This window comes from Streptomyces sediminimaris (genome assembly GCF_047049295.1).
Taxonomy (GTDB): domain Bacteria; phylum Actinomycetota; class Actinomycetes; order Streptomycetales; family Streptomycetaceae; genus Streptomyces; species Streptomyces sediminimaris.
This window is the reverse complement of sequence record NZ_JBJWOT010000001.1, coordinates 3871531-3887883: the sequence shown is the minus strand read 5'-3', so window position 1 is coordinate 3887883 and position 16353 is coordinate 3871531. Positions and strand designations below refer to the sequence as shown.

Genomic DNA, 16353 nt, shown 5'->3' with positions numbered 1-16353 from the left:
AGGGCGCCCCCGGTTAAGGTCGTCCGTATGGGCACCCCTACGGATACGGACTCGACGCACTCCATGGACCCCCTGCCGACGCCTGCCACGCGGGCGGGCCGCGAAGGACTCGCCGCGATCCTCGCCGATCCCGGCAAGACGGTGGTCGGCCTCGACTTCGACGGCACCCTCGCACCGATCGTGGCGGACCCGGAACAGGCCCGCGCCCACCCGGAGGCGGTGCCGGCGCTCGCCGCCCTCGCCCCGAAGGTCGCCTCCGTGGCGGTCGTCACCGGCCGCCCGGCCGGCGTCGCCGTCCGCAACGGCGGCTTCGCGGGCGTCCCGGGCCTGGAGCACCTGCTCGTCCTCGGCCACTACGGCGCCGAGCGCTGGGACGCCGTCAGCGGCGAGGTCAGCGCCCCCGCCCCGCACCCCGGCGTCGCCGCCGTCCGGGCCGAGCTGCCCGGGGTCCTCGACCGCGAGGGCGCCTGGCAGGGCACCTGGATCGAGGAGAAGGGCCGCGCCGTCGCGGTCCACACCCGCCGCGCCGCCGACCCGCAGGCCGCCTTCGAGGCGCTGCGCGCACCCCTCGCCGACCTCGCCGCGCGCCACGGCCTGATCGTCGAACCCGGCCGCCTGGTCCTGGAGCTGCGCCCGCCGGGCATGGACAAGGGCGTGGCCCTGCTGGAGTACGTCCGCGAGACCGGCGCCTCGGCGGTCCTCTACGCCGGCGACGACCTCGGCGACCTGCCCGCCTTCTCCGCCGTCGACCGGCTGCGCGCCGACGGCGTCCCGGGCCTGCTGGTGTGCAGCGGCAGCGACGAGGTGACGCGGCTGCGGGAGCGGGCGGACGTGGTGGTGGACGGCCCGGCCGGGGTCGTCCGCCTGCTGCGCGGGATCGCGGCTCAGCTCGCCTGACCGGTCAGCGCGTTCAGCTGGTCCAGGAACCACTGCGCGGGCGGCAGCGCGGTCGCCGCTGCCGCCAGCCGCTTGGCCCGCTCCGCCCGCTCCGCCGCGGGCATGGTCAGCGCCTCGTGCAGGGCGTCCGCCGTCTCCACGATGTCGTAGGGGTTCACGGTGATGGCGTCCTCGCCCAGCTCGGCGTGGGCGCCCGCCTCGCGCGAGAGCACCAGCGCGCACCCCTCGTCGGAGATCACCGGCATCTCCTTGGCGACGAGGTTCATGCCGTCCCGGATGGGGTTGACGAGGGCCACGTCGGCCAGCCGGTAGGCGGCCAGCGAGCGCGCGAAGTCGTCCTTGACGTGCAGCACGACCGGGGTCCAGCCGGGGGTGCCGTACCGGGAGTTGATCTCCTCGGCCAGCCGCTGCACCTCGGCCGTGTAGTCCCGGTAGACGGCGAGGTCCTGCCGCGAGGGATAGGCGAACGCCACGTGCACGACGCGCTCGCGCCACTCGGGGCGGTCGTCCAGCAGCTGACGGAACGCCAGCAGCCCGCGCACGATGTTCTTCGACAGCTCGGTGCGGTCCACCCGCACGATCGTCCTGCGGCCCTCACCGATCTCGGCCCGCAGCGCGGTCATCCGCTCGGCCACGTCGGCCTCGTGCGCGCGCCGCCGCAGGAAGTCGGCGTCCGCGCCGAGCCCGTGGACGCCGACCTCCGTGCCCCCGAGGCCGCCCACCAACGCGGTGCAGCAGGCCGTGAACGCGTCCGCCCAGCGCCGGGTCAGGAAGCCCAGGCGGTCGGCGCCGAGCATGCCGCGCAGCACCTGCCCGGCGATGTCGTCGGGCAGCAGCCGGAAGTACTCCGCGGGCGCCCACGGCGTGTGCGAGAAGTGCCCGATCCGCAGGTCGGGCCGCAGCTCCCGCAGCATCCCCGGCACCAGGCACAGGTGGTAGTCCTGCACCAGCACGGCCGCGCCCTCGGCGGCCTCCTCGGCGAGTGCCTCGGCGAAGGCCCGGTTGTAGGTCTCGTACGAGGCCCACTGCCGCCGGAACTCCGCGTCGAAGACCGGCTCCAGCGGCGTCTGGTACAGCAGGTGGTGGACGAACCAGAGCACCGAGTTCGCGATGCCGTTGTAGGCGTCGGCGTGGACGCCGGCCGGGACGTCCAGCATCCGCACGCCCTCTTCGCCGACCCCGCAGCGCACCGCCTCCCGGTCGCCGTCGGACAGCGCCGAGCACACCCACAGCGCGCCCGCGTCCGGGCCGATCGCGGACAGCCCGGAGACCAGCCCGCCGCCGCCGCGTTTCGCGGACAGCGAGCCGTCCTCCTGCACCTCGTACGAGACCGGGCCGCGGTTGGACGCGACCAGCACCTGATGAGCAGCGCCGTGCGTGGAAGCCATACGCCACAACCTAGCCAGGCCCGGAAACGCTCAAACGTTTGGCTGCCCCCTGCGGGTGGACCGTATACGGCGCGTGACGGGCGGACTGGCGGACTCAGGCCACCCGGCGCTCGGCGTACTCGGCGATCTCCACCATCGGCGGGCGCTCCTCGGTGTCCACGGAGTGGGTCCGCGGCTCGAAACCGTCCTCGCCGCGCTCGAACTGGGTCAGCGACGGCCGCAGCAGATGCCCGCGGGCCAGCCTCAGCTGCGCCGTGCGGTAGATCGCGGCGGCCATGCGGCCCAGCGCCTGCCCGTCCTGGTGGCGGTGCTTGCGCACGCCGACGTCCACCTGGGCGAGCGCGTCGAGGCCCACCAGGTGCAGGGCGTCGACCAGCATGCCCAGCTCCACGCCGTAGCCGACCGGGAAGGGCAGCTGTTCCAGCAGGGAGCGGCGGGCCGCGTACTCGCCGCCGAGCGGCTGCACGAAGCCGGCCAGCTGCGGCCAGTGCATGTTCAGCAGCGGGCGCGCCATCAGCTCGGTGACCCGGCCGCCCTGTCCCGCGGCCCCGGCCAGCGGGCGGTCGTACATGCCCTTGACCAGTTCGACGCCGGGGTCGGTGAGCAGCGGGCCCACGATCCCGGAGACGAAGCCGGAGGAGAACTCCCTCAGGTCGGCGTCGACGAAGCAGACGATGTCCCCCGTCGTGACGAGCAGGGAGCGCCACAGCACCTCGCCCTTGCCGGGCACGGCCGGGACGCGCGGCAGGATCTCGTCCCGGTGCACCACCCGGGCGCCCGCCGCCGCGGCCACCTCGGAGGTGCGGTCGGTGGACCCCGAGTCGACGACGACGATCTCGTCGACCAGCGGCACCTGCCGCATGAGGTCGCGGCGGACGACGGCGACGATGTCGCCGACCGTCTCCTGCTCGTTGAGCGCGGGCAGCACGACGGAGACCGACTGGCCCGTGCGCTGCTTGGCGGCCAGGATCCGGTGCAGCGGGCGGTCGGACAGGGCCCAGGAGCGGGTGCGCAGCCAGCGCTCGACTTCTTCCAGCACGGTCGGCGGCTCCTCACGGTTGTCTCGCGTTACGGACGGCTCTCTCAACTGTCCTGGGCGTCGGTTACAGTCTTGAACAACGCCGGTGACCATCGCATGTCCGGGGTCACCGCCGTTCACAACCGCATACAGCTCATCCAGAGGGGCAGAGGGAAACGGCCCGATGAAGCCCCGGCAACCCTCCAGCCGGTACTCGTAGATCAGTGCTGATCGTTCCGCGAGGCTCCCCGGCTAGGGAAGGTGCCAAATCCGTCTCACGGCGAGATGCGTCGTGAGGAAGATGAGGAGAAAGGGCCTCGCCTCATATGGCTGCGCAGACTGTTGCAAGCACCACCGACTCCACGACCGTCGACCTCGGTCCCGCCGCGGCCCTCAGCTGCCGCGAGTGCGGTCACCGGGTACCGCTCGGCCCGGTCTTCGCGTGCGAGGAGTGTTTCGGCCCCCTCGAGATCGCCTACGACTTCTCGGCCTACGGCGCCGAGGAGCTCCGCAAGCGCATCGAGGCGGGCCCCGCGAACATCTGGCGCTACGCGCCCCTGCTGCCGGTCCCGGCGGACGTGGCGGACAAGCCGAACATCAACCCCGGCTGGACCAAGCTCGTCAGGGCCGACAACCTCGCCCGCGAGCTGGGCGTGACCGGCGGCCTGTACGTCAAGGACGACTCCGGCAACCCGACGCACTCCTTCAAGGACCGCGTCGTCGCGCAGGCCCTGGAGGCGGCGCGCGTCTTCGGCTTCACCACCCTCTCCTGCTCCTCCACCGGAAACCTGGCCGGCGCCGTGGGCGCCGCGGCGGCCCGGGCCGGCTTCCGCTCCTGCGTGTTCATCCCGCACGACCTGGAGCAGGGCAAGGTCGTCATGGCCGCGGTCTACGGCGGCGAGCTCGTCGGCATCGAGGGCAACTACGACGACGTGAACCGTTTCTGCTCCGAGCTGATCGGCGACCCGGCCGGCGAGGGCTGGGGCTTCGTCAACGTCAACCTGCGGCCGTACTACGCGGAGGGCTCCAAGACCCTGGCGTACGAGATCTGCGAGCAGCTCGGCTGGCGGCTGCCGGACCAGCTGGTCATCCCGATCGCCTCCGGTTCGCAGCTGACGAAGATCGACAAGGGTCTGCAGGAGCTGATCAGGCTCGGGCTCGTCGAGGACCGGCCGTACCGGATCTTCGGCGCCCAGGCCGAGGGCTGCTCGCCGGTGTCGACGGCGTACAAGGCGGGGCACGACGTGGTCCGCCCGCAGAAGCCGGACACCATCGCCAAGTCGCTGGCGATCGGCAACCCCGCCGACGGCCCGTACGTGCTGGACATCGCGCGGCGCACCGGCGGCGCGGTGGAGGACGTCAGCGACGGGCAGATCGTGGACGCGATCAAGCTGCTCGCCCGGACCGAGGGGATCTTCGCGGAGACCGCGGGCGGTGTGACCGTCGGCGTGACGAGGAAGCTCATCGAGAACGGGGTGCTGGACCCGGCGCTGACGACGGTCGTTCTCAACACCGGGGACGGGCTGAAGACGCTGGACGCGGTGGCCGGTACGGGCCTGACCGCGACCATTCGCCCGAACCTCGATTCCTTCCGTGAGGCCGGGCTCGCCTGAGCAGGTGGCCGTTCGTCCGCGGGCCGCGGTGGGCCGGTCGCGCCCGCGCGGCGGTGGCCGCACCCCCAGCACAGCCCCGCACCCCTGAAAAGCCTGTTCCCGACCCGGAGGTCATCAGCATGAGCGTCAACGTCCGTATCCCCACCATCCTGCGCACCTACACCGGCGGGCAGGCCGAGGTCGCCGCCGAGGGCGCGACCCTCGCCGAGGTCATCGCCGACCTGGAGAAGAACCACACGGGTATCGCCGCCCGGGTGCTCGACGACCAGGGCAGGCTGCGCCGGTTCGTCAACGTCTACGTCAACGACGACGACGTGCGTTTCGAGCAGGGCCTGGAGACGGCCACTCCGGACGGCGCCGGAGTCTCGATCATTCCGGCCGTCGCCGGAGGCTGAGGAACAGGTCGGACGCCCCGATCATTACCGTCGGTAAGGTCGGTTACGAAGAGTTCATCGAATTGCCCCCTCCGTGAGAGAAGCGGAGGGGGCAATTCTGCATGGTTGAGCACGGTACAGTTGGGGAAGCGGCCCCGTTCCGCATGCCGGACGCATATGAGTTCCCACTTCTCGGGCAGCGAGAAGTCGCCAAAGTGTGCAGGTCTTTTGTGTCTTATGCTCCTTTTATGGGGCCCGACTTGCCCTGGATTCGGGTGAATTCTCCGTACATTCCCGACCGGTCGTGCCCGGAATTCTCGTCCGATTGACCTGTTGCAGACGGCAGTTGGACAGATACATTCAGCCGCGGTCGACGCGTTCCGGCGCACGCCCCCAACCGTGGGGGGTGAGGTCTGACCCGGATCCGCGAAGTGCGGGTCCGTGCAAGGGCCAGTAATAGGGGAGTTAGGCATGGCTCAGGGCACCGTCAAGTGGTTCAACGCGGAGAAGGGGTACGGCTTCATCGCGGTCGACGGTGGTGCGGATGTTTTCGTCCACTACAGTGCGATTCAGATGGACGGCTACCGCACCCTGGAAGAGGGTCAGCGGGTCGATTTCGAGATCTCGCAGGGCCAGAAGGGGCCGCAGGCGGACATGGTCCGGCTGGCGGCCGGCTGAAGCACGCGCCGGGTCAACTGCAGCGACGTTCTTCCGTTCTTGATCGAAGGGTCCGCGCCCTGGGCGCGGGCCCTTCGGCGTGTCCGGGGCCGGGCGCGGACACGCCCGCCCGCCCCGGCTCGCTCCGTGGGCGCACCTTGCACTCTCATGGGTCGAGTGCTAATCATTGGCGTTAGCACTCTGAAGGTGAGAGTGACAAAGAAGGACCGGGTCGGTGAGGCCCGCAGGCCGGGTGGGGCAAGGAACCACGAGGCGTGCGTGCCGTCCGTCGCGGGCGCGGGCGCGGTCCGAAGGAATCACCCCCAGTCCTGGAGGGACCACTTCACATGGCCAAGATCATCGCGTTCGACGAGGAGGCGCGGCGCGGCCTCGAGCGCGGCATGAACCAGCTCGCGGACGCCGTGAAGGTGACGCTCGGCCCCAAGGGCCGCAACGTCGTCCTCGAGAAGAAGTGGGGCGCCCCCACGATCACCAACGACGGTGTCTCCATCGCCAAGGAGATCGAGCTCGAGGACCCGTACGAGAAGATCGGCGCCGAGCTGGTCAAGGAAGTCGCCAAGAAGACGGACGACGTCGCCGGTGACGGTACGACCACCGCGACCGTTCTCGCCCAGGCCCTGGTCAAGGAGGGCCTGCGCAACGTCGCCGCCGGCGCCAACCCGATGGCCCTCAAGCGCGGTATCGAGAAGGCCGTCGAGGCCGTCTCCGGTGCCCTGCTCGAGCAGGCCAAGGACGTCGAGACCAAGGAGCAGATCGCTTCCACGGCCTCCATCTCCGCCGCCGACACCCAGATCGGCGAGCTCATCGCCGAGGCCATGGACAAGGTCGGCAAGGAAGGCGTCATCACCGTCGAGGAGTCCCAGACCTTCGGTCTGGAGCTGGAGCTCACCGAGGGTATGCGCTTCGACAAGGGCTACATCTCGGCGTACTTCGCCACCGACATGGAGCGGATGGAGGCGTCGCTCGACGACCCCTACATCCTGATCGCCAACTCCAAGATCTCCGCGGTCAAGGACCTGCTCCCGCTGCTGGAGAAGGTCATGCAGTCGGGCAAGCCGCTGCTGATCATCGCCGAGGACGTCGAGGGCGAGGCCCTGTCGACCCTGGTCGTCAACAAGATCCGCGGCACCTTCAAGTCCGTCGCCGTCAAGGCCCCGGGCTTCGGTGACCGCCGCAAGGCGATGCTGAACGACATCGCCATCCTCACCGGCGGCGAGGTGATCTCCGAGGAGGTCGGCCTCAAGCTGGAGAACACGACCCTCGACCTGCTGGGCCGCGCCCGCAAGGTGGTCATCACCAAGGACGAGACCACCATCGTCGACGGCGCCGGCTCCACGGAGCAGGTGCAGGGCCGCGTGAACCAGATCCGCGCCGAGATCGAGAACAGCGACTCGGACTACGACCGCGAGAAGCTGCAGGAGCGCCTGGCGAAGCTCGCCGGCGGTGTCGCGGTCATCAAGGCCGGCGCCGCCACCGAGGTGGAGCTCAAGGAGCGCAAGCACCGCATCGAGGACGCCGTCCGCAACGCCAAGGCCGCCGTCGAGGAGGGCATCGTCGCCGGTGGTGGCGTCGCGCTCATCCAGGCGTCCACCGTCTTCGAGAAGCTGGACCTGGAGGGTGACGAGGCGACCGGCGCCCAGGCCGTGAAGCTCGCGCTCGAGGCCCCGCTGAAGCAGATCGCCGTCAACGCCGGCCTCGAGGGCGGCGTCGTGGTGGAGAAGGTGCGCAACCTGACCCCGGGCCACGGCCTGAACGCCGCGACCGGCGAGTACGTCGACCTGGTCAAGGAAGGCATCATCGACCCGGCGAAGGTGACCCGTTCCGCGCTGCAGAACGCCGCCTCCATCGCCGCGCTGTTCCTCACCACCGAGGCCGTCATCGCCGACAAGCCGGAGAAGGCCGCCGCGCCCGCCGGCGGCGGCATGCCGGGCGGTGACATGGACTTCTGATCGGCCCCGGGGCTCCGGCTCCGGCTGATCAACGTCCTGACGCGAGGGCGGCACTTCCTGCTCCGGCAGGGGGTGCCGCCCTTTCGTGTGTCCGGCGTCACACGGGTGCTTGAGGCCGTCCGGGAATGGGAAGCGGCGCGCAGGTGATTGCTTAAGGTGGTGCAACAATGCGTGCGCACATACCGACCGGTTAATACCGACCGGTTAACTCAGCCCTCGAGGAGTACCCCACGTGACCGCCCCCGCCGCCTCCCGCGCCGCCGAGATCCTCTCCCGGCCCACCACGATCAACGGCCTCACCGTCCCCAACCGCATCGTCATGGCCCCGATGACGCGCATGTTCTCCCCGGGCGGCATCCCCGGCGAGGACGTCGTGTCGTACTACGCCCGCCGGGCCGCCGCGGGCGTCGGGCTGATCGTCACCGAGGGCACCTACGTCGGCCACGAGTCGGCCGGCCAGAGCGACCGCGTCCCCCGGTTCCACGGCGAGGAGCAGCTCGCGGGATGGCAGAGGGTCGCGGAGGCCGTGCACGCGGCGGGCGGCAGGATCGTCCCGCAGCTGTGGCACATCGGCACGGTCCGCAACCAGGGCGACGCCCCCTACCCGGACGCCCCCTCGCACGGCCCCTCCGGTCTGCGCGTCACCGGCGTCGAGGACGCCACGCCCATGACACAGGCCGACATCGACGCCGTCATCGGCGCCTTCGCCGAGGCCGCGGCAGCCGCCGAGCGGATCGGCTTCGACGGCGTGGAGCTGCACGGCGCCCACGGCTACCTCCTCGACCAGTTCCTGTGGGCGGGCACCAACCGCCGCACCGACGCCTACGGCGGCGACCCCGTGGCCCGTACGAAGTTCGCGGCGGAGATCGTCGCGGCGGTGCGCGAGAGCGTCTCGCCCGGGTTCCCGGTCCTCTTCCGCTACTCGCAGTGGAAGCAGGAGGCCTACGACGCCCGCCTCGCCGAGACCCCGCAGGAGCTGGAGGCCATCCTCGCGCCGCTGGCCGCCGCGGGCGTCGACGCCTTCCACGCCTCCACGCGCCGCTACTGGCTGCCCGAGTTCGACGGCGCCGACCTCAACCTGGCCGGGTGGACCAAGAAGCTGACCGGCAAGACCGCCATCACGGTCGGCTCCGTCGGCCTCGACGGCGACTTCATCCGCGCGTTCGCCGGCGAGGGGTCGGGGGTCCGCGGCATCGACGACCTGCTGGACCGGCTGGAGCGCGAGGAGTACGACCTCGTCGCCGTCGGGCGCGCGCTGCTGCAGGACCCGGAGTGGGCCGCGAAGGTCCTCGACGGCCGGGTCTCGGAGCTGAAGCCGTACGACGCGGCGTCGCTCAAGTCCCTGAGCTGACGGCCGGACGCCGCCGCGGAGGCGGCGCAGGGGCCCTACAGGTTGCCCAGCGGCTCGATGTCGACCCTCACCGGCGTGCCCCACACGCGCAGCACCTCGTAGTCGGTGAACTCGTGCACGAGCCGGTACGCCATCGCGGGGCGCGGGCCGCGGCGACGGGCGGCGAGGTACAGCTCCGCCTCGCGCCGGTCCCGCCGCGGCGTGCCGCACAGCTGCCACGTCTGCCCGTTCCACAGCTCCGGCAGCCAGCGCTGCTGGGGCTGCGGGCGGTCGGCGCTGACGCCGTAGCGGGAAGGCGCCTTCTCGCCGGGCTGCGCGGGCAGGGGGCCGCCGTTGTACTCGGCCCGGCGGGCCGTCCGGCGCCGGGTCTCGCAGAGCAGGCAGAGGTCGTGCGCGTTCTCGTCCACCGGCCCGCCCGGATGCTCGGGGCAGCGGGTCGCGGGCGCGGCACCGGTGACGCTGTCGTCCAGCAGCTCCAGGGCGCGGCGGAGGTCCGCCTTGACCTCGTGCAGCCTGCCGTCCGGCGTGTCGGCGGTGAGGGCCTCGCCGTGCTCGCCGAGGAGGCGGAGGGCACGGCCCAGGGCGGTCAGCTGGGCGTGGTTCATGGATATCAGTGTGCGGGGTGTTTGAGGTTCTGGACGAACGCGGTCCAGCTCCGCGGCCGGAAGGTGAGCACCGGGCCTCGGGGGTTCTTGGAGTCCCGGACCAGGGTCGGGCGGGTGTCGGCCATCTCGAGGCACTCGTTTCCACCGCCCCCGCTGTACGTCGACTTGCGCCAGGTCGCTGTGCTCGGGTCAGGTGAGTTCCTCATGGGCGTAATCCTGCGCCACGGCCTCGATCAGGGCCAGGGACTTCTCCGGCGCGAGCGCGGCGGCGGTGAGGAGTTCGAACGTGAACCTCAGCCGGGCGACGGTGCGCGGGTCGTCCTCCAGCCGTCCGGTGCCGGGCCCCTCGAAGTAGACCAGCGCGGGCGCCTCCTCGAAATCCATCAGTCGCAGCGAGCCCGCCATCGCGTTGTGCGCCCCCGCGCTGAAGGGCAGCACCTGCACGATGACACGGCCCCGGCGGGCCACGGCCACGACGTGGCGCAGCGCTTCCGCCATCACCGCCGGGCCACCGGTCCTCCGGCGCAACGCCGCCTCGTCGAGCACGGCCCACAACAACGGCCTTGTTGGATCGTCGAGCAGACGGGTCCGCACGATCCTGCCGTCCACCCACTCGTCGATGGTCTCCTCCGGCGCGGTGGGGTCGTAGGCCCGGTTCACGGCCCGTGCGTACGCGGGCGTCTGGAGCAGCCCGGGGATCAGCAGCGGTGCGTACTGGCGGATCGCCGTCGCCATGACCTCCGCTTCCGCCGCCTCGGCGAAGTGCTCCGGATACCGGGACTTCGCGGCCGCCCGGCAATTCCGCCGGAAGAAGTCCTCCGTCTCCAGTACTTCATCCAGCAGCCGCGCATACTCCGGCTGCATCCGCCGCGTGCCCGCCTCCAGCTGGCCCACGAACGACCCGCTCACGAACAGCCGTATCCCCAGCTCCTCCTGGCTCAGCCCGGCCTTCTCGCGCGCGTGGCGCAGCTCCGCGCCCAGGAGCGCTCGGGGTGATGACGACGGGTCGAGATCCTTCGGTCCCGGCATGGGCAACTCCCCTGTCCGACAGACATGGTTGTTGGACGGTACGTATGGCCAGGCTAGGACCACGACGGACACGCTGGGTAGTGAATCATCAACCCAATGTGGAGGTGCGAACACCGTGCGACCGACCGAAGAAGTCGTCGAAACCCTGCGCAGCGCCCTCGTGGGCGTCGGCGTCGTCCTGCCCTCCCTCGCCGTCGACCCCGTCACCGGCGCGAGTGACGAGCCGTTCGCCCTGGTCGACCTCGGCCGATGCAACATCCGCACCGCCGAGCGCCTGGCGTCCGTGCTGCGCGGGGAGCGGCCGCCGGTCGGCGCGCATGTCGTCGACGCGCGCGACGGGCGGCTGGGCGAGGTGAGGGGACACGTCGGCGGCCGGGTACAGCTGCGCCCCGTCGCCGGCGGCCGCGAGTGGGACTGCCCGCCGGAGGACGTCACATATGCGTCGTCCAACGACACGCTCCGAGCGATGGTGCGCAAGGCGAACGAGGACAGTCGACTGCGGCACCCATCGTGAGCGCTGCCGCCGCGCGCCGCGTCAGGGGCGCTTGAACTCGGCCAGGCGCCTCAGGCTGTCGAACGACAGGACGCCGTTGAGTTCCAGCCGGACGCCCGTCTCCTGCGCTGCCGCCTTGGCAGCCGTGTCCATGGCGGCGGCGAGTTTGCCGCTCAGTTTGATCGGACTCAGACTCCGGTATTCCTCCAGGATCCGCAGCTGGGTGCGGACGGGGCCCAGGAACCTCTGCGCCTCCTCCTTGCTCCGTATCAACTCCAGCAGGACGTAGCACATTTCGGGGACCTCGGCCGTCGTCGTCCCGCCCGTCTGGGCATTCAGTCGGAGGGCCGATTTGGCGAGACTCACCAGCGCGTAACCGGCGCGGCTGCCGTCGAGGTAGAAGCCGATCCGGTCGTCCAGCGCGAGGGCAGCGAGGCCCGCGGAGGTCTGCGCATGACCCTCGTCCCGCATGGAAATGGAGAACTCCACCAGGAATGCCCGGACGGCACTGCGGAAGTCCCGGTACTCGTGCACGCGTGGAGCAAGTCTGCGCGCGTACTCGATGCAGCGGCTCTGGCGTTCCTGTCGTAGAGCGCGCAGGAGTGTCACACGTGATTCGAGCAGGTGCCCCGTGCCCTCGACGGCGCCCTTGGCGGCCCACACGGCTTCGGGCGCCTTCAGATCGCGGGACAGGAGGTAGGCGTCGCGATACCCGTCCGCCTCACCCGCCCCTGCCTCCCGCAGACGTCCTCCGGCCATGCCCACCAGGGTGTAGGCCTTCTCCGCGGTGCCGTCCTGGTGAATGAGGTCGACGACGGTCGATGCGATGGCAGGATGCCGGCAGTAGACGCGGTTTCCGGCGAAGGTGACAGCCGCTTCTCGGCCGAGGGTGGCGAGTATCTTGCCGTCTGCGAAGACCTCGTCGAGGCCGACCATGGCTGCGATTACCGGACGGCTTGCGCCCCGGCCCTTGTTTCCGTCTTTGTCGAGAACGTGCTGCATCACGCAGATGCCGCCGAACACGTCTGCGAGAGTGACCGACTCCGCCAGGCGGATCTCCCGGAACTTGCGAAGAAGATCCTCGATGCGGCTGCCGAGCTCCGTTCCGTACCGGACATCGAGTACCGCGCCGAAGAGCGTGTTCGTCTGAGCGGCCATGACGCCAGCCGACGACACGAGGCGGCCGGCCGCCGTTTCGGTGGGGCCCAGGTGCTTCGGCAAAAGCCCCATGGACTGCCACGCTGCGACGATGTTCGTGGCATCGGTGGGCTTGATGCCGTGGAAGAGGACGTCGTGGACATGCGATCGCAGGGAGGACGCGCCGGACCCCTGCCACCACAACCGGTCGTGGCTGGCCAGTAGGAAGGCGAAGCCCGAGTCCTCGGCTCCCCAGAGGTCCTTGGTGGCAACGAGTTCGTCCTGGACGAGGTCCGCTTCGTCGATGCAGATCAGAGTGCGGTCGGCGGTGGCGCGTATTTCACGCAACCAGACCCCAGTGATGGGCGGCGCTCCCGGCTCGCGCCAGATCACGTTCCAATCAGGGCGAGAAACGGCCGTCTTCACAGCGAGTTGGCGGATGGCCAGTGACTTGCCTTCGCCGAGTGGACCGATGGCGACGACACCGCCCCCGCCTCCGCGCTCCAACCGCTGGAGCAGTTCCTCCTCCAGTTGAAGCGCGGAACTGAGCGCCGGCCAGCGACCGGGTTCGGCATCGGCCCAATCGGGCTGACGGCCGTCCGCGAAGTGAGCGGGGTCGTACCCTTTCGCCGAGACCTGACGCGGTACTCGCGAATAGCCGAAGGGCGACGATGTCTCCTCGGCCGTGTCCACATTCTCGTCGAGTACGTCGTGAAACAACTCGTGGCCGTCGACGCCCAGATAGAGGGTGAAGCCGGGCGCGTTCACGAGTTGCTTCAGCACGCCCTCGCCGATGACGGCCCTCGCGTCGCGCTCGTAGGCCGCCCATAGAACTTCGGCCTGCAACAGGTCGGCGTCGTCGAGAACTCGTTCGCGCAGACTCTTCATGAAGCCGTCCAGCCAGCCGCTGTAACCGACTACCAGGACGACGGAGTTCCTGAGCAGTTCCTGCAGCACCCGCTGGAGTTTGGGCCGATCGGATGTGATCCGTGAAGGGACGTTGCTCGTCGCGGGACCGGTCCAGTGACCGTGGATGTGCAGCACCGGCTGGCTGGTGACCTCCCGCAGCTGTTCCGGTGTGGGGGTGGAATCCGTGGGGACCGGCACGGAGTGCGTGTCGACGCCGGCCTCGCGCAGCGCGACCTCGATGAGCGGGTCGAAGTTCGTGGTGATGATGGGGCCCCGGACCTTCCCGTCCAAGGACGCGAAGAAGCGGGCGAACCTCTCGTATCCGAGCGGGATGTTCCAGGATCCTGTCTTCACATAGGCGCGGCACTGCTCCTCGTCGCGCGCGACTTTGGCCACGTCTTCCGCCCGTACGTCACGGCAGGCACGGAGGACCGCGGTCCGGATCGCCCTCATTACCACCGACTCGCCTGCCTGGCGAGTCAACAGGGCTGCCGCATTCTGGTACTTGAGGCCAGGGTCGGTGATGGGTTCGATCGTCTCGTCGAACTTGGCCTGGCCGCGCTTCGGCATGTGCTCGCGGAAGAGCTGGGTGAGTTCCGGGACCCCGGGAAGCACGGCGTTGCTGATGCCCGATCCGAAGACGGTGACGAGACGACGGTCGGCTTCGTCGGCGAGCACTCCCAAACGGATTCTGAGGTCGGAGATGTCGCCGAAGTCAATGGGGTCCATACAACCGATGAAACCATCTACAGCGGACGAAAGGCAGTATCTTGCCGTCATATGCGCGCAGCCCAACGGCCTGCGTGCACCGGTTTTGACATAGCGTCATCGGTACGACGTCGCGGCGGGCGTGGTGGGCCGAGGCCACAGCAGGGAGGCGACGACACGAATGAGCGCGCTGGTGCTGACCGTCACGGCCGTTCTCATCCTGGGGGGCGTGGCCTTGCAGATCTGGTCCTCGGGCGCGGACCGGGCAGGTCGGCAGTACGCGTTGCAACTCCCTGTGATCCTGCTGTATTCCCTGGCAGGAGCCCTGTTCGTCTTCTCGGCGTTCCCGGACTCGCTCTCCGAGGGCAGAGCGCTCGGCTTCAGTCTCGGAGGATCCGCGGGCTTCGTGGCCTTCTTCATGGTGGCGTCGTTTTCCTGGCTGTCGAAGACCCGCCGCAGGGACGAACTGGCCGCCGACGTCAAGAAACTGAGTCGGGAGAACAAGGCCCTTCGCCGCCAATTGCTCGGCGAGCGGAGCCCGGAAGGGCCCTCACGGCCGCTGACCGCGAGCATCCGCTACGAGGTCCCGCTGGCAGGTGACCACCGCCACCGTCTCGGCATGATCACCGGCGACCTGGCCAACGTCCTCGGGGTCGATGTCTGGGTGAACACCGAGAACACCCGCATGGAGATGTCGCGTTCCAGTGAGGCGACCATCTCCGCGACGATCCGCTACTACGGAGGTCGCCGTGACGAGGGCGGTCAACTGATCCACGACACCGTCGCCCTGGAACTCGCCGAACACATGGCGGGCCGAGTGTATGTGACTGCAGGTCAGGTGCTGGTGACGGGACCGGGAGAGCTGCGGGAGAGCCACCAGGTCAAGCGGATCGTGCACGTGGGTGCCGTCGAGGGGGAGCCGACATCCGGATTCCGTCCGGTGGTCGACCTGGGACGGTGCGTCCGCAACATCCTGGCCGCCGTGGACCGCCTGAACGAGGACGGCGAAGGCCTCCGCTCGGTCGTGCTGCCGTTGCTGGGAACCGGGGGCGGCAACAGCGACGTGCGGAAGACCGCGGAGACCCTCGTGGCCGCAGCCGTCGACTACTTCCGTTCGCATCCTGGATCACGGGTGAGGATCGTCTACCTGCTGGCGTACACCGAGGTGCAGGCCGCGATCTCCCGTACGGCCCTGGACCTGGAACCCGGCCTGGTGGGCGCGCCGGAGGCGTGAGCCGTCAGCCGGACGCCGCCGCCAGCGCCGCCCGCAGATGTCCGTCGGAGTCCGCCAGCAGGCGGGCCGCCGTCGGGCCGTCGACGTCCGCCAGGATGGCCAGGATCGCGTTCTTCACCTCGCCGTCGGTGGCCGCGAGGGCCCGCTCGATCTCGTCGTCCGGCGCGCCCGTGGCGAGGGCGACGATGCGGCGGGAGCGGGCGCGCAGCTTGTCGTTCGAGGCGCGGACGTCGACCATCAGGTTCCCGTACGTCTTGCCGAGCCGGATCATGGTGATCGTCGAGACCATGTTGAGCACGAGCTTCTGGGCCGTGCCCGCCTTCAGGCGGGTGGAGCCGGTGAGCAGTTCGGGACCGACGACGATCTCCAGGCCGTGCTCGGCGGCCGCGGCGAGCGCGCTGCCGGCGTTGCAGGACAGGCCGACGGTCAACGCGCCCCGCGCGCGGGCGTGTTCGACGGCGGCGATGGCGTAAGGGGTGCGGCCGGAGGCGGAGACACCGACCACCGTGTCGGCGGCGAGGAGACCGAGCGCGTCGAGGTCCTCGCGGGCGAGCCGCGCGGAGTCCTCGGCGCCCTCGACGGAGCTCACCATCGCCTCGGGCCCGCCCGCGATCAGGCCCACGACCTGGTCCGGATCGGTGTTGAAGGTGGGCGGGCACTCGGAGGCGTCGAGCACGCCGAGCCGCCCCGCGGTGCCCGCCCCGGCGTAGATCAGCCGTCCGCCGCGCGCCATGCGCTCCGCGACGGCGTCGATGGCGGCGGCGATCTCGGGCAGCCGCTTCGCGACGGCCGCGGGCACGGTGGCGTCCTCGCCGTTCATCAGCCGGGCGATCTCGAGCGTGGGCAGCCGGTCGATGTCGGCGAGGTCGGGCCGGAAGGCCTCGGTGGTCAGTGATTCCAACGCGGCGCGGAGTTCACGGGGGCTGGAGGTGGAGGTCATAGGGGGCGGCTCTTTCGACGTACGGTTCGG

General features: G+C 70.2%; 15 protein-coding genes and 1 riboswitch. Of the genes, 8 read left to right on the top strand and 7 right to left on the bottom strand.

Going from position 1 to position 16353, the window contains the following annotated elements; genetic code table 11:
- The first annotated feature begins 27 nt into the window (after positions 1-27).
- Positions 28-897, top strand: a complete 870-nt coding sequence (otsB, locus tag ACJ9NR_RS17890; RefSeq protein WP_412488570.1) for a trehalose-phosphatase — start codon at positions 28-30, stop codon at positions 895-897.
- On the opposite strand, the gene ACJ9NR_RS17885 is transcribed toward otsB, so the two are convergent.
- Together ACJ9NR_RS17885 and ACJ9NR_RS17880 are read right to left on the bottom strand one after the other, a co-directional pair.
- Positions 885-2285: an alpha,alpha-trehalose-phosphate synthase (UDP-forming) gene (locus ACJ9NR_RS17885; protein WP_412488569.1), complete on the bottom strand. Its 1401-nt coding sequence runs from the start codon at positions 2283-2285 to the stop codon at positions 885-887. The two genes, otsB and ACJ9NR_RS17885, sit on opposite strands and share 13 nt — an antisense overlap.
- A 94-nt stretch (positions 2286-2379) precedes the next feature.
- Positions 2380-3324: a glucosyl-3-phosphoglycerate synthase gene (locus ACJ9NR_RS17880; protein WP_412488568.1), complete on the bottom strand. Its 945-nt coding sequence runs from the start codon at positions 3322-3324 to the stop codon at positions 2380-2382.
- A 130-nt stretch (positions 3325-3454) separates the two neighbouring features.
- Positions 3455-3611: riboswitch (SAM riboswitch) on the top strand.
- An 18-nt stretch (positions 3612-3629) separates the two neighbouring features.
- Here ACJ9NR_RS17880 and thrC point away from each other — a divergent pair.
- From thrC to ACJ9NR_RS17855, 5 genes are all read left to right on the top strand, one after another.
- A complete protein-coding gene (gene thrC / locus ACJ9NR_RS17875) occupies positions 3630-4916 on the top strand; it encodes a threonine synthase (protein ID WP_412488567.1) in 1287 nt (428 codons plus the stop codon).
- 119 nt (positions 4917-5035) lie between these two features.
- Positions 5036-5311 (top strand): MoaD/ThiS family protein, encoded by a 276-nt coding sequence (locus tag ACJ9NR_RS17870; RefSeq protein WP_412488566.1) that lies wholly within the window; start codon positions 5036-5038, stop codon positions 5309-5311.
- Positions 5312-5761: 450 nt separating this feature from the next.
- Complete coding sequence (locus ACJ9NR_RS17865) at positions 5762-5968, top strand: cold-shock protein (RefSeq protein ID WP_016436693.1); 207 nt, start codon at positions 5762-5764, stop codon at positions 5966-5968.
- A 326-nt stretch (positions 5969-6294) separates the two neighbouring features.
- Entirely contained in the window at positions 6295-7917 is a 1623-nt protein-coding gene (gene groL, locus ACJ9NR_RS17860; protein ID WP_412488565.1) for a chaperonin GroEL, read from the top strand.
- A 232-nt stretch (positions 7918-8149) separates the two neighbouring features.
- On the top strand, positions 8150-9268 hold the full coding sequence (locus tag ACJ9NR_RS17855; RefSeq protein WP_412488564.1) for an NADH:flavin oxidoreductase: 1119 nt from the start codon (positions 8150-8152) through the stop codon (positions 9266-9268).
- 35 nt (positions 9269-9303) lie between these two features.
- On the opposite strand, the gene ACJ9NR_RS17850 is transcribed toward ACJ9NR_RS17855, so the two are convergent.
- From ACJ9NR_RS17850 to ACJ9NR_RS17840, 3 genes are read right to left on the bottom strand one after another with little or no spacing between them, the layout of a single operon-like run.
- Positions 9304-9873 (bottom strand): hypothetical protein, encoded by a 570-nt coding sequence (locus ACJ9NR_RS17850; protein ID WP_412488563.1) that lies wholly within the window; start codon positions 9871-9873, stop codon positions 9304-9306.
- A gap of 5 nt (positions 9874-9878) precedes the next feature.
- A complete protein-coding gene (locus ACJ9NR_RS17845) occupies positions 9879-10079 on the bottom strand; it encodes a DUF397 domain-containing protein (protein WP_412488562.1) in 201 nt (66 codons plus the stop codon).
- Positions 10063-10902, bottom strand: a complete 840-nt coding sequence (locus ACJ9NR_RS17840; RefSeq protein ID WP_412488561.1) for a helix-turn-helix domain-containing protein — start codon at positions 10900-10902, stop codon at positions 10063-10065. The genes ACJ9NR_RS17845 and ACJ9NR_RS17840 overlap by 17 nt, the downstream gene beginning before the upstream one ends.
- Before the next feature lie 115 nt (positions 10903-11017).
- Between ACJ9NR_RS17840 and ACJ9NR_RS17835 the strand changes: the two genes are divergently transcribed.
- Positions 11018-11416, top strand: coding sequence for a hypothetical protein (locus tag ACJ9NR_RS17835; protein ID WP_412488560.1), 399 nt, complete (start codon positions 11018-11020; stop codon positions 11414-11416).
- Between the two features lie 21 nt (positions 11417-11437).
- Here ACJ9NR_RS17835 and ACJ9NR_RS17830 read toward each other — a convergent pair whose 3' ends face one another.
- Positions 11438-14170, bottom strand: a complete 2733-nt coding sequence (locus ACJ9NR_RS17830; RefSeq protein WP_412488559.1) for a P-loop NTPase — start codon at positions 14168-14170, stop codon at positions 11438-11440.
- 160 nt (positions 14171-14330) lie between these two features.
- Between ACJ9NR_RS17830 and ACJ9NR_RS17825 the strand changes: the two genes are divergently transcribed.
- Positions 14331-15383, top strand: coding sequence for a macro domain-containing protein (locus tag ACJ9NR_RS17825; RefSeq protein ID WP_412488558.1), 1053 nt, complete (start codon positions 14331-14333; stop codon positions 15381-15383).
- Positions 15384-15387: 4 nt separating this feature from the next.
- On the opposite strand, the gene murQ is transcribed toward ACJ9NR_RS17825, so the two are convergent.
- On the bottom strand, positions 15388-16323 hold the full coding sequence (gene murQ / locus ACJ9NR_RS17820; RefSeq protein WP_412488557.1) for an N-acetylmuramic acid 6-phosphate etherase: 936 nt from the start codon (positions 16321-16323) through the stop codon (positions 15388-15390).
- Positions 16324-16353 lie beyond the last annotated feature (30 nt).